This is a genomic window from Nocardia sp. NBC_01377 (genome assembly GCF_045040005.1).
GTDB classification, from domain to species: Bacteria; Actinomycetota; Actinomycetes; order Mycobacteriales; family Mycobacteriaceae; genus Nocardia; species Nocardia noduli.
On record NZ_CP109566.1, the window covers coordinates 6,055,454 to 6,073,344 of the forward strand.

Annotated in this window: 19 protein-coding genes; 8 read left to right on the top strand and 11 right to left on the bottom strand. The window is 67.5% G+C overall.

The window, feature by feature from the left end:
- Positions 1 to 173: 173 nt before the first annotated feature.
- The 7 genes from OG225_RS28025 to cofD form a co-directional block, all read right to left on the bottom strand.
- Positions 174 to 794, bottom strand: coding sequence for a TetR family transcriptional regulator (locus OG225_RS28025; protein WP_405177989.1), 621 nt, complete (start codon positions 792 to 794; stop codon positions 174 to 176).
- A gap of 40 nt (positions 795 to 834) precedes the next feature.
- The gene (locus OG225_RS28030) at positions 835 to 1,035 is read right to left on the bottom strand and encodes a rubredoxin (RefSeq protein WP_405183392.1); all 201 of its coding nucleotides are present in this window, start codon (positions 1,033 to 1,035) and stop codon (positions 835 to 837) included.
- A 26-nt stretch (positions 1,036 to 1,061) separates the two neighbouring features.
- Complete coding sequence (locus tag OG225_RS28035) at positions 1,062 to 1,235, bottom strand: rubredoxin (RefSeq protein WP_109528399.1); 174 nt, start codon at positions 1,233 to 1,235, stop codon at positions 1,062 to 1,064.
- Between the two features lie 2 nt (positions 1,236 to 1,237).
- Positions 1,238 to 2,470 (bottom strand): alkane 1-monooxygenase, encoded by a 1,233-nt coding sequence (locus tag OG225_RS28040; protein ID WP_405177990.1) that lies wholly within the window; start codon positions 2,468 to 2,470, stop codon positions 1,238 to 1,240.
- A 189-nt stretch (positions 2,471 to 2,659) separates the two neighbouring features.
- Entirely contained in the window at positions 2,660 to 3,181 is a 522-nt protein-coding gene (locus OG225_RS28045) for an NUDIX hydrolase (RefSeq protein WP_405177991.1), read from the bottom strand.
- Positions 3,182 to 3,248: 67 nt separating this feature from the next.
- Positions 3,249 to 4,589, bottom strand: coding sequence for a coenzyme F420-0:L-glutamate ligase (locus tag OG225_RS28050; RefSeq protein ID WP_405177992.1), 1,341 nt, complete (start codon positions 4,587 to 4,589; stop codon positions 3,249 to 3,251).
- A 97-nt stretch (positions 4,590 to 4,686) separates the two neighbouring features.
- Positions 4,687 to 5,826, bottom strand: coding sequence for a 2-phospho-L-lactate transferase (gene cofD / locus OG225_RS28055; RefSeq protein WP_405177993.1), 1,140 nt, complete (start codon positions 5,824 to 5,826; stop codon positions 4,687 to 4,689).
- 348 nt (positions 5,827 to 6,174) lie between these two features.
- Here cofD and OG225_RS28060 point away from each other — a divergent pair, with 348 nt between their 5' ends.
- From OG225_RS28060 to OG225_RS28095, 8 genes are all read left to right on the top strand, one after another.
- A complete protein-coding gene (locus OG225_RS28060; RefSeq protein WP_029901515.1) occupies positions 6,175 to 6,408 on the top strand; it encodes a WhiB family transcriptional regulator in 234 nt (77 codons plus the stop codon).
- A gap of 61 nt (positions 6,409 to 6,469) precedes the next feature.
- Complete coding sequence (locus tag OG225_RS28065) at positions 6,470 to 6,946, top strand: metallopeptidase family protein (RefSeq protein ID WP_405177994.1); 477 nt, start codon at positions 6,470 to 6,472, stop codon at positions 6,944 to 6,946.
- A gap of 101 nt (positions 6,947 to 7,047) precedes the next feature.
- Positions 7,048 to 7,434, top strand: coding sequence for a DUF3499 domain-containing protein (locus tag OG225_RS28070; RefSeq protein ID WP_109528404.1), 387 nt, complete (start codon positions 7,048 to 7,050; stop codon positions 7,432 to 7,434).
- A gap of 67 nt (positions 7,435 to 7,501) precedes the next feature.
- Positions 7,502 to 8,878 carry a phosphomannomutase/phosphoglucomutase gene (locus OG225_RS28075; RefSeq protein ID WP_405177995.1) on the top strand — a complete coding sequence of 459 codons (1,377 nt, stop codon included), beginning with the start codon at positions 7,502 to 7,504 and terminating at the stop codon, positions 8,876 to 8,878.
- 112 nt (positions 8,879 to 8,990) lie between these two features.
- Positions 8,991 to 10,208, top strand: a complete 1,218-nt coding sequence (locus OG225_RS28080; protein WP_405177996.1) for a tobH protein — start codon at positions 8,991 to 8,993, stop codon at positions 10,206 to 10,208.
- Complete coding sequence (gene manA / locus OG225_RS28085; RefSeq protein ID WP_405177997.1) at positions 10,208 to 11,425, top strand: mannose-6-phosphate isomerase, class I; 1,218 nt, start codon at positions 10,208 to 10,210, stop codon at positions 11,423 to 11,425. Before OG225_RS28080 ends, manA begins: the two co-directional genes overlap by 1 nt.
- Positions 11,426 to 11,497: 72 nt before the next feature.
- The gene (locus OG225_RS28090; RefSeq protein WP_405177998.1) at positions 11,498 to 12,418 is read left to right on the top strand and encodes a cation diffusion facilitator family transporter; all 921 of its coding nucleotides are present in this window, start codon (positions 11,498 to 11,500) and stop codon (positions 12,416 to 12,418) included.
- A gap of 111 nt (positions 12,419 to 12,529) precedes the next feature.
- A complete protein-coding gene (locus OG225_RS28095; protein WP_405177999.1) occupies positions 12,530 to 13,450 on the top strand; it encodes a cation diffusion facilitator family transporter in 921 nt (306 codons plus the stop codon).
- Positions 13,451 to 13,577: 127 nt separating this feature from the next.
- Here the strand turns inward: OG225_RS28095 and OG225_RS28100 are convergent, their stop codons facing one another.
- The 4 genes from OG225_RS28100 to OG225_RS28115 all read right to left on the bottom strand — a co-directional run bounded on the left by OG225_RS28100 (position 13,578) and on the right by OG225_RS28115 (position 17,726).
- Positions 13,578 to 15,026 carry a phytoene desaturase family protein gene (locus OG225_RS28100; RefSeq protein WP_405178000.1) on the bottom strand — a complete coding sequence of 483 codons (1,449 nt, stop codon included), beginning with the start codon at positions 15,024 to 15,026 and terminating at the stop codon, positions 13,578 to 13,580.
- Between the two features lie 44 nt (positions 15,027 to 15,070).
- Positions 15,071 to 15,646 (bottom strand): TetR/AcrR family transcriptional regulator, encoded by a 576-nt coding sequence (locus tag OG225_RS28105; protein ID WP_405178001.1) that lies wholly within the window; start codon positions 15,644 to 15,646, stop codon positions 15,071 to 15,073.
- A gap of 76 nt (positions 15,647 to 15,722) precedes the next feature.
- Complete coding sequence (locus OG225_RS28110) at positions 15,723 to 16,802, bottom strand: sugar phosphate nucleotidyltransferase (RefSeq protein ID WP_109528412.1); 1,080 nt, start codon at positions 16,800 to 16,802, stop codon at positions 15,723 to 15,725.
- 51 nt (positions 16,803 to 16,853) lie between these two features.
- Positions 16,854 to 17,726 carry a glycosyltransferase family 2 protein gene (locus tag OG225_RS28115; RefSeq protein WP_405183393.1) on the bottom strand — a complete coding sequence of 291 codons (873 nt, stop codon included), beginning with the start codon at positions 17,724 to 17,726 and terminating at the stop codon, positions 16,854 to 16,856.
- Positions 17,727 to 17,891 lie beyond the last annotated feature (165 nt).

A 17,891-nucleotide genomic window follows, 5' to 3' on the forward strand; every position in this document is an offset into this window, starting at 1 on the left:
ACTTCCACTTCGTTGCAGGACAATACATACAGTGTTTCGGACTGTTACACAGCACCTAGGCAATCAAACGTGGTGGTACTTACAACCCTGCTAGTCGGTTTTTGGTCGAAATCATAAGTGCCTCGACGCACTGTGCACCCGCGGCTACCGCTGAGCTCCGGTCCCATCCGCTGCTACTGCCGGTCCCTCGCGGACAGTATCGCCTCCACGTAAGGGGCCAGCAACTCGCTCAGCTCGGCGGGGGCGTTGTGCCCGGGACCGGGCGGGGTCGGGATGTAACTCAGCGCGATCCGCACCAACGCCTGGGCGAGGATCTCCGATTCCGCCCGGGTGGCGTCCACCCAACTGTTCTCGAAGGCCCCCGCGAGGCGATCGGTCGCGTGCGCGAGCAAGGGCCCCGCGTCGAGGGTGATGAGGCGGAGCAGATCCAGTTTCGCCTCGCCCGAGAGCAGCGACTGCACGAGCGGATCGGTGGCCGCGTCCAGGAAGAACCCGGCCAGACCCTCCCGGAACGCGGCGCGCGCGTCACCGACGTTGCCGTCGATCGCGGTGTGAACGTGATCGACGAGATCGTCGGCCAGTCGCAGCGCGTACGCCTGCGCCAGGCCCGCGCGTGAACCGAACTCGTTGTAGAGGGTCTGCCTGCTGACGCCCGCCCTGGTCGCGACATCGCCGAGGGTGATCTTGGCCCAGTCCCGTTCGACGAGCAGTTCGCGCATACCGTCGAGGACGGATGTGCGCAGCAGCAGCCGCGCCGCTTCCTGATAAGGAACCCTCGGTCCGGTACGCGGCATACCCGCGACACTGTCACGGGCATCTGCCGCAGTCAAAATCTCACGACCGTTCGATCTCGACCATGAAGAAATCGGCCTTGGCCGCGCCGCAGTCCGGACAGGTCCAGTCATCGGGAATATCGTCCCACCTGGTACCGGGGGCGATTCCGTCGTCGGGCCAGCCCTGCGCCTCGTCGTATTCGAAACCGCACTGGACACATTGGAACAGTTTGTAATCCGGTCCGCCCGCCCCCCGGCCGATCGTCGCTTCACTGGGTGACGCTGTACTCATCCGCTCACTCCTACCGGTTCGAAATCGATTTTCTCGCGTACGCCGCAATCGGGACAGCACCAGTCGTCGGGCACCTCGGACCAGGCCGTTCCGGCCGGAAATCCTTCGTGTGGTTCACCTTTCGACTCGTCGTAGACGTAATCACAGACGGGGCAACGGAAAGAGCTCACGACTACACCTCCGTCGTGCTCGCGCCGTAGCGGGCGAGGACCCGATCCCGTTTACCCGGCTGGATATTGGCCCGGGTGATGTCGCCGTCGTAATGGGCCAGCACCCGCTTGTCCATCACCCGACGCCACAGCGGCGGGAAGTAGGCCAGCAGGATCATGCTGGCGTAGCCGCTGGGCAGATTGGGTGCGCCGTCCCAGCTGCGCAGGGTCTGATAGCGCCGCGTCGGGTAGGCGTGATGGTCACTGTGACGCTGTAGGTGGTACAGGAAGATATTGGTGACCAGGTGATCGCTGTTCCAGCTGTGCACCGGCGCCGGGCGCTCGTAACGACCCGAGGCGGTCCGCTCGCGCACCAACCCGTAGTGCTCGAGGTAGTTGACGGCCTCGAGCAGGCTGAATCCGACCACCGCCTGCAACACCAGATACGGAAGCAGTTCGATACCGAAGATCGCGATCAGCGCGGCGTACAGCACCACCGACATGAGCCAGGCGCTGAGCACCTCGTTGTGCAGACTGAACGGCTTCTTGCCGAGACGCTCGAGCCGAGTCGACTCCAGCCGCCACGCCGAGCTCGAACTCCCCCACACGGTGCGCGGCCAGAAGGCCCAGAAGGACTCGCCGATCCGGGAACTGGCGGGATCCTCCGGCGTCGCCACCCGCACGTGGTGGCCGCGATTGTGCTCGATGTAGAAATGGCCGTAGAAGGGCTGGGCCAGCGCGATCCGCGACAGCCAGCGCTCCAGGCGCACCTTCTTGTGGCCCAGTTCGTGCGCGGTATTGATACCGATGCCGCCGATCATGCCGACGGTGATGGCGAGCCCGATCTTGTCGACCAGGTGCAGCCCGCCGTCGATGCCGAGCCAGCTCACGTCGTCCGCGGTGATCAGGTAGCAGGCCATCACCAGTCCCGCGTACTGGAACGGCAGGTACAGGTAGGTCAGATAGCGGTAGTACCTGTCGTTCTCCAGGTACTCCATCACCTCGTCGGGCGGATTCTCACCGTCCGGGCCGAAGAACACATCGGCGATCGGGATCAGCACGTAGATCAGGATCGGACCGAGCCAGAACGGCACCTGCGCCAGCCGGTGCCAGCCGATCTCGTTGAGCGCCCAGATCAGTGGCAGACCGATGGTGAACAGCCCCGTCGGCGCGAAAAGCCCCCACAGCCACATGTACCGCTTGCGGTCGCGCCACGCCTGTACCGGGCGCTCGGCCGCGTCGATATCCGTCGACATCGTTGTCTCCCCTTTCCAGCGGCGCGCCGAAAGTGTGACGCGCAATACATCTATGATTTACAATAGCCGCCACAGTGTCGGATGTCTATACAAATACGCTGATTTGTAAAGTTGACATGGCATGCGGGCCGGTCCCGGAAACAGAAGAAGGGCCGCACCCCGGAGGATGCGGCCCTTCGACGGCCGGTACTAGCGGTCCAGCAGTACATCCGCGTTGTCGGGCAGGGCGCCGACCGGCCACCACCGCAGGTCGGTCGACTCCGCGCTGCGCACCGGAACCGCGCCCGCCGGGGCGACGGCCAGGAACAGCAGATCGAGGTGACGCGTCAGCACACCGAGCGAACAGGTGATCGGGTGCGCCTGCGCCCCATACAGTTCCGGTTCCAGGTCGATGCCTTCGATACCGGATTCCTCGGTCGCCTCGCGCAGCGCCGCGTCGGCGACCGTCTCGTCACCCTCCTCACAATGCCCTCCGAGCTGGAGCCAACGCCCGACCCTGGGATGCAGGGTCAGCAGGACCTCGCTCCGGTCGTGCGAGAAGACGATGGTCGACGCGGTGATATGTCCCGGCGCGTGCCCACGTAGGCAGCCACCGGGGGCCGACCCGAGGAAGGCCAGCATCGCCTCCCGCAGCGACTCATCGGGACGTGTTGCCGGGCACCAGGATTCGAGCAGTTTCGTGGCCGAGGCGTGCAGCGATTCGGCGCTCATCGCGCGAATCCGCCGACGGCGGAACAGGTGGACGCGATCGTGGTTCGGAGAGTCACGGTTCCCATGATCACAGTTCCACCAAACCCGAGCCCGGACCGAATACCGAACGCGGCGCGGGTTCCTCGAGCGGATGACCGATGGCGATGGCGCCCAGCGGATTCCAGTCCTCGGCGAGACCGAGCACCGAACGGGTGACCTCCGGGGCGAAAATCGTCGAGCCGATCCAGCAACTGCCGATCCCGTCGGTGGCCAGCGCCACCAGCAGGCCCTGCACCGCCGCGCCGACCGCGACCGTGAACATGGTCCGCTCCGCGGCGCGCCTGCGCTCGTCGGGGTAATCGTGCGCGCCGTCGGGCACGCAGAACGGAATGATCACCTCGGGCGCGTCGAAAAGGATGCGTCCGCGCGCGATCCGGCGCTCCACCCGTTCGGGATCGAGTCCGTCGGCGGTGAGGTCGGTGCGCCACTTGTCGGCCATCGCCTCCAGCAATGCCTCCCGTAACTCGCGTTCGCGCAGCCACACGAAACGCACGGGACGGGTGTGGTGTGGCGCGGGCGCCGTCAGCGCCGTCGCGACGGCGCCGCGAACGCGTTCGGGGTCGACCGGGGTGTCGGCGAACTGCCGGACCGAACGGCGCAGCAGCAGCGCCTCTTTCCGTCCGCGGTCGATCGCCTCGGCGGTGCCGAGCCAGAACAGATCCTCGGTGCCGCCGCGCAGCAGGTCGACCGCGCCCGAGCCGTCGTCGGTGACCGGTAGTCCACGCACCACGGCGACGGGTACGCCGCCGAGTTTGCCCTTCACCAGATCGGCGGCGGCGGCCAGTTCGTCCGCGATCGCGACCTGCGTGACGTGGAGTTCGTTGCCCTGCCCGTCCACGGTGCCCGCGTAGTCGTGCAGGACCCGCAGACCGGACGAGCCGATCGCGGCGTCGGTCTGCCCGTTACGCCAGGCCCGCCCCATGGTGTCGGTGACGACCACCGCGACGGTGACGCCGAGACGTTCACCGAGCGCGGCGCGCAACGCCTTCGCGCTGCCGTCGGGGTCGTTCGGCAACAACACCAACTCGCCCTGTTCGACATTGGAACCGTCGACCCCCGACGCCGCCTGGACGATGCCGAGTTTGTTCTCGGTGATCAGGGTGCGGCCCTTGCGCGCCAGCACCCGCACCGCTTCCTGATCGACGAGTGCGCGGCGCGCGCTGTCGCGTTCCTCCGGATCAAGCGGCGCGGCGACGATCCGGCCTTCGACCTTGGCCACGATCTTGCTGGTGACCACAAGGATGTCGCCGTCGGCCAGCCACGGCGCCGCCGCCGCGATGTGCTCGGCCAGGTCGTCGCCCGGCCGGAACTCCGGCAGGCCGGTGATCGGCAGGATGCGCAGTTCGTTCGCGGCGTGATCGGAATTCACGTCCGTCTCACTCCGGGCGGGATTCACCGTCACCAACTCCCTCCGGCCAGGATTCCAGGATTCACCGTCACCAGCTCTGTCCGGCCAGGATTCACCGTCACCATTTCACTCCGGCAAGGTCGAGGGCCTCACGCACCATTTCCGCGGTGGTGGGCGGATCGGTCATCAGCAAGGGCACACTACGCACCTCGACTCCCGGCACCCGCGCCGAGTCGGTGCTGTGGATCAGCCAACCGTCCAGGATGCCGGTCGCCGAGCGGGCGCCGTAATGCCTGCCGATCGCTTCCGCGGTCGTCTCGACCCCGATCACCGACAGGCATTCGTCGGCCATCCCGCGCAGCGGTTTGCCGTCGATGACCCCCGATACCCCGATCACTTTGGCCGACGTGGTGCGCAGCGCGCCTCGGATTCCCGGCACCGCGAGGATCGCGCCGATGCTGACGACGGGATTGGAGGGGGCCATCATAACAATATCGGCCTGATCTATGATATCGATCACATTTGGGGCGGGAGTGGCGTCATCCGCGCCGATTGTCGCGAATCCATGGGTCTCGATGTTCGCTCGGTAACGAACCCACCACTCCTGGAAATGGATCGCGCGACGTTCGCCAGGGTTGCCAGGATCACTCACAACGACATGCGTTTCACAGCGATCGTCGGTTGCCGGGATCAGTTTCACGCCGGGTTGCCACCTCTTGCACAGCGCTTCGGTGACCACGGAAAGCGGGTACCCGGCGCGCAACATTTCGGTTCGAATCAAGTGCGTCGCGATATCCCGATCGCCCAACCCGAACCAGTCCGGCTCGGCATGATATTCGGCGAGTTCCTCCTTGGCGTGCCAAGTTTCTCCGACCCGCCCCCATCCACGTTCGGTATCGATTCCGTTACCCAGCGTGTACATGCAGGTATCGAGGTCGGGGCAAATGCGGAGGCCGTGCATCCAGACGTCGTCACCTACATTGACGATCGCGGAAACGTCGGCTTCCGGCAGCAGTTCCCGAACACCCTGCAGGAACCGCGCGCCACCGACTCCACCGACGAGTACGGCGATCTTGGGCCCGTTCGCGGGCGCGATGTCCGCTTGTTGTGCAGTCACATCGACACAGCCTATGCGGTACCGGAACCAGCGGTGTTCGCCGCATATTTGCTGATCATTTGCTAGTGGGTACCACAAGATCAACACAGAAATCGGCGACGGATAGTAACGGAATAGCGTCGGCCGCTTGACCATCAACACATCCGGCGTGTCTAATCACAGACATGTCATTCCGGGCTCGCGCGAGAGTGCATGGCGCGAGCGGTTTTTCGAACAGATGTTCGCACTGGAATGACGAGCACGGGGATGTCCGCGGGACAACGTCGCGGGGTACGGCCGTCGGTGTGCGCGTTGGTCCGACGGAAAGAATCATTCTGCGCTAACACACAGTGAGGAGGCGGAGCGATGGCCGAAGACATGGTCTCGCCAACCGATTCCACAGCAGGCGCAGCACGTGGCGTCTGCACAGACATCGGCCGGATCGAACAGGAGGCGGGTGACGACATATCGACACCTCGGCTCAGCCTGGTCGTGACGGGCTTCGACGAGATGTTCGAATCCATCGAAGAGCAGTGGCAGGAACGTGCCCTATGCGCGCAGACCGATCCGGAGGCGTTCTTCCCCGAGAAGGGCGGCTCGACCCGCGAGGCCAAACGGATCTGCATGGGTTGTGAAGTACGCGACGAGTGCCTGGAATACGCACTCGCACACGATGAGCGTTTCGGGATCTGGGGCGGCCTCTCCGAACGGGAGCGCCGCCGCCTCAAGCGCGGAATCGGCTAGAACCTGATGCCGCACCGACCTCGATGCACGAGGTCGGTGCGTGTTCACCTAGATTTCTCTTATGTCTCGCTCTCGCAATCGACGACCACCGACCGCCCGGTCGGTGATCCGGCGTGGTCGCGGGGTGCGCGGACCCATGCTGCCTCCGACCGTCCCGGCGTGGCGTACGCGCGGCCAGCAATTCGACCGGCTGGTGCTGGAGGCGTTCGCGCCGCTGGACAGCCGCTGGCACGATCGACTCACCAAACTCGATATCGCCGTCGACGATGTCCCCAAAATCCGTCCGCTGCACCCCGATTCGGTCACCTGGCCGGACGAGGTGGTGGCGGACGGCCCCGTACCCCTGTCCCGACTGGTGCCCGCGGGCATCGACCGGCACGGGGCGGCGACCCGTGCGCGGGTCGTGCTGTTCCGCAAACCACTGGAACTGCGGGCGGGTGATCCCGACGACCTCATCGACCTGTTGCGCGAGGTTCTCGTGCAACAGATCGCCACCTATCTCGGGGTCGATCCCGACCTCATCGACCCCGAGGACTAACGCGGCGACCGTGGCGATCCCGCTGTGAGCCTCACCCCTTTTACCGCGTGTCCGGCCACCTCGGAGGGCCGAGTGGGGTTACTCTCATCCGCGTGATCCCCATGCGTCGTTGTTGCCGACCCGGCTGCAAGAATCCGGCCGTCGCGACGCTCACGTATGTGTACTCGGACTCGACCGCCGTCGTCGGACCACTGGCCACCGTCGCCGAACCGCACTCATGGGATCTGTGCGAAACCCACGCCTCCCGCATCACCGCCCCCAAGGGCTGGGACATGGTCAGGCACGAAGGCGGATTCTCCTCCAGCACACCGGACGACGACGATCTCACCGCGTTGGCCGAAGCCGTGCGCGAGGCCGGGTTGCGTCGCCGTCCGCCGGAACCCGACCAGCGCGGCTACCGCGATTACGCACCGCCGCCGCCCCAGCAGCGCACCACCAGGACCGGGCGACGCGGACATCTGCGCGTACTGCCCGACCCGCCGAGCTGACCCACCCCCGTCGCACGAGAACGGGACCCCGTCGATCCCGTCCGACCGAGCCACTAGGGTAGTGGCTATGACAGCCACGCGCTCTGCCGAATTCGTGAACGCGGTGATCAAAGCCTATGACGTTCGCGGAGTGGTCGGTGAACAGCTCGACGCGCAATTCGTCAGCGACGTCGGGGCCTCGTTCGCGCGGTTGATGCGCTCCGAGGGCGCCTCTCGCGTTGTCATCGGACACGACATGCGCGACTCCTCACCGGAACTGGCCGCGGTCTTCGCCGAGGGCGTGACCGGGCAGGGCCTGAACGTGGTGCATATCGGCCTCGCCTCCACCGACCAGCTCTACTTCGCCTCCGGCAGCCTCGAATGCCCCGGCGCGATGTTCACCGCGAGCCACAATCCGGCGCGCTACAACGGCATCAAGTTGTGCCGGGCCAAGGCGCTGCCCGTCGGCCAGGACACCGGCCTCGGCATCATCAAGGACGAAGTCGTCTCGGGCGTGCCCGCTTTCGACGGACCGCGCGGCGCCGAGACCGAGGTCGACGTACTCGCCGACTACGCGAGTTTCCTGCGCGGGCTGGTCGAACTCGACGACATCCGCCCCCTCATCATCGCGGTGGACGCGGGCAACGGCATGGGCGGGCACACGGTGCCCGCGGTGCTCGGCACTCTGGGCCAGGTGAAGATCGAGCCGCTGTATTTCGAACTGGACGGCTCCTTCCCCAACCACGAGGCCAATCCCCTCGATCCGGCGAATCTGGTGGATCTACAGAAGCTGGTCCGCAGCACCGGCGCCGATATCGGACTGGCCTTCGACGGTGACGCCGACCGGTGTTTCGTGGTGGACGAGAAGGGCGATCCGGTGTCGCCGTCGGCCATCACCGCCCTGGTGGCCGAGCGCGAGCTGGCCAAGGAGCCGGGCGCGGTCGTCATCCACAACCTGATCACCTCGCACGCGGTGCCTGAACTGGTGCACGAACTCGGCGGCACGCCGGTGCGCACCCGGGTCGGCCACTCGTTCATCAAGCAGGAGATGGCAACCACCGGCGCGGTTTTCGGCGGTGAGCATTCCGCGCACTACTACTTCCGCGATTTCTGGGGCGCCGATTCCGGCATGCTCGCCGCCCTGCACGTGCTCGCCGCGCTCGGCGAGAAGGACCGGCCGGTCTCCGAGCTGATGGCGGCCTACGAGAAGTACGCCGCCTCCGGCGAGATCAATTCCACCGTCGCGGACGCGGCCGAGCGCACGCTCGCGGTGCTGGAGGCATTCGGGAACCGCGCGGTCGCCATCGACCGACTGGACGGTGTGACCGTGCAACTCGCCGACGACGCGTGGTTCAATCTGCGCGCGTCCAATACCGAACCGTTGCTCAGGTTGAACGTCGAAGCCAGGACGTCGGCGGAAGTAGACGCACTCGTGACCGAGATCCTGAGCATCGTCCGCTCCTGACTGGAATAGTGGAATCACAGACAGTGGATTCGTCCGACCTGGGCTCGGTGTGTACGACCCGGGTGCGTTCGGACGAATCGAATACAGCGGATGAGGGGAGGTGGGACGCCCGATGATCGCTGGAACTCCGGTACTCGACCTCGATGACGCCGCATCGCTCGAGGCAGCCGACAGCAGCGGCGCCCTGCGTTCGGCCGCTTCGGGAGGCGCCCAGGTACGCGCGACCGCGGCAGCCGTCGACGAGAACGCGCTCGCGTCGCTCACCGATATCCGACCTCGCAGCGTCGTCCTGGTGACCGGCGGTGGCCGGGCCGCACGCGCGGGCGCACTCCTCGTCGCGGCACTGGGCGACCGCGCCGGGCTGCCCATCGTGCCCGCTCCCGCGCTTCCGGCCTGGGTCGGACCACTCGACGTGGTGCTGATCGCCGGCGACGACGCGGGCGATCCACGTCTGATCGATGCCGTCGACCGCGCGCAACGCCGAGGCGCCGAGGTGGTGATCGCGGCGCCGATGGAGGGCCCGTTACGCACCGCCGCGGCCCGTCGCAGCGCGCTGCTCGAACCGCGCGTCACCGTTCTCGACCACAATCGGCTGCTGCGCTACCTGGCGGTCGGGATCGCGGTGCTGCGCACCGTCGACCCGTCGCGTTCGGGGACCGTTGTCCCCGATCTCGGCGCGCTCGCCGACGTACTCGACGCCGAGGCCATGCGCGACGCGCCGCAGAACGAGGTCTTCCACAATCCGGCCAAGACGCTGGCGACACGCATGCAACAGCACGGGATCGTGTTCGCGGGCGACTCCCCCGCCGCCGTGGCACTGGCCGAGCACAGCGCCGAGGTGCTGTTGCAGTCGGCGGGCCGGGTGGCGGCCTCCGCCGACCTGCACGAGGCCGTCACGGCCAACGCGCGTCTCGCCGACGCCGCGGGCGGGGTCGCACCCGATTTCGACCCGCTGTTCCACGACGAGGAACTCGACGGCCCGGCCCCGGTGGAACGCACCAGGATCTTCGTCCTCAGCACCGACCCCGACCAGTCCTCCGCCCGCCGCAGGCTCGCGGTATTCGGCGGTTCCGGCGTGGTCGACGCCGATCTGCTCAACGCCGACGTCGATCTGTTGCAGAACACGCTCGACGATCCGGCGGGTCCGACGCGGGCCCGGGTCGACGAGGCCGGGGTTCCGCTGCCGGGATCAGCCACCCACAGCACCGAACTGGAGCAACTCGCCGTGCTCGCCGTCCGTATCGAAATGGCCGCGGCCTACCTGCGTTTGATCGGTGCGCGCGGCGGCGCCGCGGCACCGGGTGATCAGTACGACGGGGGACGCTACTAGTGCACGAACTCGTTGGTGCGCTGCGCTCCTACGCCTGGGGTTCGCGCACCGCGCTCGCCGAACTGTGCGGCAGACCCGTTCCCTCCGCCCATCCCGAGGCCGAATTGTGGTTCGGCGCCCATCCCGCCGATCCCGCCCATGTGCGCACGCCGGAGGGCACCATCTCACTGCTGAAGCTGGTCGCGGCCGATCCCGAGCGTGAACTCGGCGCGGCCGCATCGGAGTTCGGCGGCAAACTGCCGTTCCTGCTGAAGATCCTGGCCGCCGAGGAACCGCTGTCGCTACAGGCGCATCCGAGCGAGGTCCAGGCCCAGACGGGATTCGAACGGGAGAATCGCGCGCGGGTGCCGCTGGATTCCCCGATGCGCAACTATCGCGACGAGAACCACAAGCCGGAACTGGTCGTCGCGCTGGAGCGATTCGAGGCGCTCGCGGGATTCCGCGCGCCGGAGCGCACGGTGGCGCTGTTGCGCGCGCTCGGCGTGCCCCAGCTCGAATCGTATGCGGAACTCCTTGCGGCGCAGCCGGATTCGGCCGGATTGCGCACGCTGTTCACGACCTGGATCACGCTGCCGCACAATGTGCTCGCCGCGCTGCTGCCCGCGGTGCTCGACGGCTGCGTGCACTACCTGTCGGCCAGGGACGACCGGGTCTTCGTCGCCGAGGCCCGCACCACGCTCGAACTCGCCGAGGCCTATCCCGGTGACGCCGGGGTGCTCGCGGCGATGCTGCTCAATCGGGTGACCCTGGAACCGGGACAGGGTTTGTTCCTCGACGCGGGTAACCTGCACGCCTACCTGAGCGGACTCGGCGTCGAGATCATGGCCAATTCCGACAACGTGCTGCGCGGCGGTCTCACCCCGAAACACGTCGACGTGCCCGAACTGCTGCGGGTCCTGGATTTCGAACCGATCGACCTGCCCGCCGTGCTGCCCGAACCCGCGGGCGACGGATCGGTCCGATATCGCACGCCCGCACCGGAATTCGCACTGCACCGCTTCGACCTGACCGCGGGCATCGGGCAGGTGCCGCTGCACGACGGCCCCGGCATCGTGCTGTGCACGGCAGGAACCGTGCGGCTGCGGCGCGGCGGACAGACTCTGTTGCTCGAACGCGGCGCGGCCGCCTGGATCTCGGCCGCCGACAGCGATATTCGGGCACAGGCGGTGGACGGCGCGGCCCAGTTCTTCTGCGCGTGCGTCGGCAGCGCGAACTGATCTCATTCGGTGACCGGCGGCGGGGCACGCTAAGTTAGCCGAGATCGGCAAACGAGAAAGGACACCCGACATATGTCTGCTGGTGGTGGCAAGAAGGCGATTATCGCCGCGTTGACGGCGAATGCCGGAATCGCGGTCGCGAAGTTCGTCGGTGCGGCGATCACCGGTTCCGCGTCGATGCTGGCAGAGGCCGTGCACTCGGTGGCCGACACCTCCAACCAGGGCCTGCTGCTGTTCGGGCAGAACCGCGCCGAAAAGGAAGCCGACCAGCTGCATCCGTTCGGATACGGCCGCAATCGCTACTTCTACTCGTTCATCGTCGCCCTGGTGCTGTTCACGCTCGGCTCGATCTACGCGCTCTACGAAGGTATCCACAAGGTTCAACACCACGAGGAACTCAAGTCGCCGATCGTCGCGATCGTCATCCTGGTGATCGCCATCGGACTCGAGACCTACAGTTTCATGACCGCGGTCAAGGAATCGCGGCCGCTGAAGGGCAAGAGCAGCTGGTGGCGGTTCATCAAGACCTCGCGCAGCCCCGAACTGCCGGTGGTGCTGCTCGAGGACACCGGTGCGCTGATCGGTCTGGTCTTCGCCCTGTTCGGTGTCGGACTGACCATGCTGACCGGCGATCCGGTGTGGGACGCCATCGGCACCCTGGCGATCGGCGCGCTGCTCGGTGTCATCGCGGTCATCCTCATCATCGAGATGCAGAGTCTGCTGATCGGTGAGGGCGCGACGCCCGAGGAGGACGGCGAGATCCGGTCGAATCTGGTCGATGGTCACCGCATCGAGCGGGTCATCCACCTCAAGACGCAGTACCTCGGTCCCGAGGAGATCCTGGTCGCCGCCAAACTGGCGTTCACGCCCGGACTCGATATCGGCCAGATCGCCAACGCGATCGATGAGGCCGAATCGCGGGTGCGCGCCGCCGTGCCCGCCGCGCGGGTGATCTACCTCGAGCCGGATCTGTATCGGGAACCGGCGAACTAGCCCGATTTCCCGGGGTCCGGTCGATCACCAGCCCGCCCCGGACTCGGCGTCGACCGGGCGGCTGGTGTGCCTGCCCCGCGACGACCGGGTCCGCGAGTAGCGTCGGCCGGTATGTCGAGCGGTGGTAGCAAGACGGCCGTGTACGCGGCGTTGGCGGCCGACGCGGGGATCGCCGTCGCGAAATTCGCGGGCGCCGCGATCACCGGATCGTCGTCGATGCTGGCCGAGGCGATCCACTCGGTCGCCGATACCGCCAATCAGGGACTGCTGCTGATCGGGCAGAAGCGCGCCGAGCAGCGTGCGGATCGGTTGCACCCCTTCGGCTACGGCCGCAACCGCTACTTCTACGCGTTCGTCGTCGCGCTCGTGCTGTTCTCGCTCGGCTCGCTCGCCGCGATCGACGAGGGTATCCACAAGATCCGCGAACCCGAGCATCTCCGCGACCCGTTCGTCGCCATCGTGATCCTGCTGGTCGCGATGGTCCTGGAAGGGTTCAGCCTGGCCACGGCCACCCGCGAATCCCGCCCGTTCAAACAGCAGTCGAGCTGGTGGGCCTTCATCCGCAATTCCCGCAACCCCGAACTGCCGGTGGTGCTGCTCGAGGACAGCGGTGCGCTGATCGGTCTGCTGCTCGCCTTCGCGGGCGTCGGGCTGACGATGGTCACCGGCAACCCGATCTGGGACGGGATCGGCACGCTCGGCATCGGCATCCTGCTCGGCGTCATCGCGACCGTCCTGATCGTGGAGATGAAAAGTCTGCTCATCGGTGAGGGCGCGACGCCGAGCCAGGACGCGGCCATCCGCGCGAATCTGGTGGACGGCGCGAGGATCGAACGCGTCATCCACCTGGAGACCCAATACCTCGGTCCGGAGGAACTGCTGGTGGCCGCGAAGATCGCCGTCGCCCCCGGACTGGATATCGCCGACATCGCCACGGCGATCGACGACGCCGAGGTAAGGGTGCGCGCGGCGGTGCCGATCGCGGAGCGGATCTATCTGGAACCGGACCTGTATCGCGAACGCCTCGGCTGACCGTCGACGGTGACACCGGCATGGACTCTGTAGGACAGGCGACATTCGCGTCCGATCGCGGTGCGAGAAGCCGGACCGCTCCACGACTCGGAGGCGACGCCGACAGCCGGTGACGGCCCGCCTGCGCTCACCCTCGAAGCAGGCCGAGTGGATCGGTGTGGATGCCGAAGCGGGAACGCAGGACGTGGCGGGCCGCGTGCAGGCCGTTCATACCGTGCACCCCGGGTCCGGGCGGAGTCGCCGACGAGCACAGGTAGACGCCGGGAACGGGAGTCGCGTACGGATTCCAGCGCGGGGCGGGACGGAAGAGGAACTGGCGCAACGACATCGCGCCCGCCGAGATGTCGCCGCCGATGTAATTGGCGTTGTGCTCGGGCATTTCGGCCGCGGTGATGACGTGTTTCGCCAGAATCAGATCGGTGAAGCCGGGGGCGAAACGTTCGACCTGGGCCACGACGGCGGCGCTCACATCGCGCGGTGATCCGTTGGGGACGTGGGCGTAGGTGTAGAAGGTGTGGTTGCCCGCCGGGGCGCGGGTCGAATCGACCACGCCCGGTTGGATGGCGAGCACGTAGAGCCGGTCGGCGTGGCGGCCCGCGGCGACGGCGCGTTCGGCGGCCACGGCCTCGCTCCTGGTGCCGACCAGGTGCAGTGTGCCCGCGCGAGCGCAGTCCTCGGCCGTCCACGGCACCGGTCCGGACAGCGCGAAATCGACCTTGCAGGCCGCGCCGCCGTAGCGGAAATCCCGCAACCGGTCGGCGTAGCGGTCGGGAAGCCGGTGACCGCCGATGCGGAGCAGTTCGGCGGGACTCAGATCGAGCAGCACCGGTTCGTCCGGGAATTCATCGAGCGAGTCGATCCGATGGTCGGTGTGCACGCGGCCACCGAGACGTTCGAGTTCGGCGATCAGCGCGTCCGGAATCGCCTGGCTGCCACCGCGCGGCAGCCCCCAGCCGCCCGCGTGGGCCAGGGTGCCGAGCAGCATGCCCGCCCCCGCCGCCGGAATGGCGCGCGGCGGGGTGATCGCGTGCGTCGCGACGCCGGTCAGCATCGACGCCGCGGGTTCGTCGTCGAACCGCAGATTCCACAACGGCGTGCCCTGTTCGATGACGCGGAGTCCGAAGCGCGCGGCCGTCAGCAGATCACGCGGCAACCTGCGCAGATCCGACATCGCGACCTCGACGACGGCCTCCCAGTGCCGGACCATCGGGGCGAAGAGTCTGCGCCAGGCCGCGCCGTCGCGTCCGAGACCCTCGACGGTGCGGTCGAGATCGCGCCAGGCCACCCCCGCCCGGCCACCGTCGAGCGGATGGGCGTAGGAGACCTCCGGCGTCAGCAGTTCCACGCCGTGCGCGGGGAGATCGAACGCGCGGAAGAACGGCGAGGCCGAGGCCATGGGATGCGCGCCCGCGCACAGATCGTGACGGAATCCGGGCAGGGTCAGCTCGATCGTGCGCGATCCGCCGCCCGCGCTCGGCTCGGCCTCGTAGACCTCCACCGCGAGACCGGCCCGCGCCAGGATCACCGCGGCCGCGAGGCCGTTCGGTCCCGATCCGACCACCACCGCATCCGCCATGACCACACGCTACCGCCGGATCCGATCGCGTCACCGGTCGTGGATCAGACGCGAACGGCGGCAAGCCATTCGGCGACGAGCAGGGCCAGGCGTCGCTCGCGCAACTCCGGCCGCAGCCTGCCCGCGCGTTCGAGGGTGGCCAGGCCGTGGATGGAACTCCACGCGACTTCCGCGCGCGCGCCGAGGTCGGCGTCGTCGACGAAGGGCCGGAACAGGCCCTCGAAAACGGCGAAGGCGTCGCGCAACGGCTGCGGCGCGTCCAGTCCGAAGACCAGATCGGTCGACAGCACGAACATCGCGTCGTAGCGGGCCGGATTCGCGGCGGCGAAATCCAGGTACGCGCGGGTCACGCTCTCCAGCGCCTCGGCGGGGGTCGCCGCGGTGGCCTCGGCGGCGCGCAACGCGGTGGTGAGATCGATGATGCCTTCGACCGCCACGGCCGCGATGATCGCGGCCTTACCCGTGAAATGGCTGTACAACACGGGTTGGCTGTATTCGATGCGCTCGGCCAGCTTGCGCACCGTCACCGCCTCCCAGCCCTGACTTTCCGCGAGTTCGCGAGCGGCATCGATGATCCGCTGATGCCGATCGGCCCGTTCGCGTTCTTTTCGGGTGGTCATGCCAAGATCCTAGCCTCGCTAGACATTCTAGCGAGGCTCGGTCGGGGCGAGGGGAGCGCGCCCCCATCCGCCGCGTTCAGACGTCGGTGGAGAAGCGGATACCGCCGTCCGGGATTTCCACGCCGGGCCAGACGCGGGCGCCGCGCAGCAGTTCACAGCGGGCGCCGACCTGCGCGCCGTCACCGATGACACCGTCGCGCACCAGCGCGCGAGGGCCGATGCGGGCGCCGAAACCGATGATGGAGCGTTCCACCGTGGCACCCGCCTCGATGATCGCGCCGTCGAAGATGACCGCGCCGTCCAACCGCGCCCCCGCGCCTATCTCCGCACCGCGCCCGACGACGGTGCCGCCGATGAGCAGGGCACCGGGAGCGACACCGGCACCGGGATGGACCAGGGATTCCCCGCGCTGCCCCGGCAGGGCGGGCGAGGGCGCGATACCGCGGACGAGGTCGGCCGAACCCCGGACGAAATCCTCCGGTGTGCCCATATCGCGCCAGTACGAGGTGTCCACGTGGCCTTGCACGCGAGCGCCCTCGGCGAGCAGCGCCGGGAACACTTCGCGTTCCACCGAGACGGGGCGACCGGCCGGGATCTTCTCGATGTACTCGCGGCGGAACACGTAGCAGCCAGCGTTGATCTGGTCGGTCGGCGGATCCTGGGTCTTCTCCAGGAACGCGGTGACCCGGCCGTCGGCGTCGGTCGGCACACAGCCGAAGGCCCTCGGATCGCTGACCCGGACCAGGTGCAGGGTGACATCGGCGTTGGTCGACTCGTGGGTGTCGAGAATCGCGCCGAGTTCGGTGCCGCCGAGCACATCGCCGTTGAAGACCATCACGGTGTCACCGCGCAGCTTCGGCAGCACGTTGCGGATGCCGCCCCCGGTGCCGAGCGGCTCGCTCTCGGTGACGTACTCCAGGTCGAGTCCCAGGTCGGCGCCGTCACCGAAATGCTCCTCGAATACCTCCGCCTTGAACGAGGTGCCGAGTACGACGTGGGTGATCCCGGCTTCGGCGATCCGCGCGAGCAGGTGGGTCAGGAACGGCAGTCCCGCGGTCGGCAGCATCGGCTTGGGTGCCGACAGGGTCAGCGGACGCAGCCGCGTTCCCTGGCCGCCGACCAGAATCACGGCTTCGGTGCCTGCATGTCCTGACATCAACTTCCCCTGTTCACAGTGGATTGTTCCGCGCGGCGGCCCCGACTCGGGTCAGCCTCGTGCCTGCTCTCGCAGCGCAGATCGAACCGCAATCCGGGAGCGAATGGCAAGTCCGGCCCGCAACGCCAGCCGCAGCGGCGCCTGCCACCAGTGCGGATGCCGGTCGGCCTGGAACCGGTAGGCGCTCGCGTGGTGGGCGGGCAGCATCAGTTCCGGGTGGCGGCTCGCCGCGTGTCCCTGGGCGTGAGTGACCTCGGCGGTCGGGACGAAGACATTGTGCCAACCCGCCTTACCGAGGCGGTCGCCGAAGTCGACGTCCTCCATGTACATGAAGTAGCGCGAATCGAAGCCGTCGATCGAATCGAAGGCGCTGCGCCGGACCAGCAGGCAGGAGCCCGAAAGCCACCCGACGGTGCGTTCGGAGATCTGCTCGTTGTCCTGGCGATAGCGCCGGGTCCACGGGTTCGCGGGCCAGACGGTGCCCAGGATCGCGTGACCGGCGCCGTCGAGCAGACCGGGCACCGAACGCGCGGACGGGTAGACGGTGCCGTCCGGATCGAGCACCATCGGTCCGAGCGCGCCCGCGCGCGGCCAGCGTTCGGCGGCGGCCAGCAGTTCATCGATGGAATCGGTGCCCCAGCGGATGTCGGGGTTGGAGATGACGACGAATTCGATATCGGGGTCGATCTCGGCGACGGCCCGATTGATCGCGCCGCCGTAGCCGAGATTTCCGCCGGTCCGTAGCAGTCGCACGTGCGAATTCGCCTCGGCCGCCAGTTCCGGGACACCGTCGACCGAGCCGTTGTCGGCCAGGATCACCTGCGGTTTCTCGCCGGTGGCGTGCGCTAGCGTGGTGATGAAATGGTCCAGGTGCTCGCCCGGTGAATAGGTCACCGTCACGACCGCGATGCGGCCGGGGGACACGGATTCCGAGGACGGGTTGTCGGTTCGCTCGCTGCGCTCACTCACGACCGCCCAGCCTAGTCGGAACCGTTCCGGTGCGCGGCCCGCGGTGCGAATACGGGCGGCATCGCCCGTGACGCCGACCGCGGTCGAGCGGCGGTGCGCGGCGATGATCGAAATCGATAC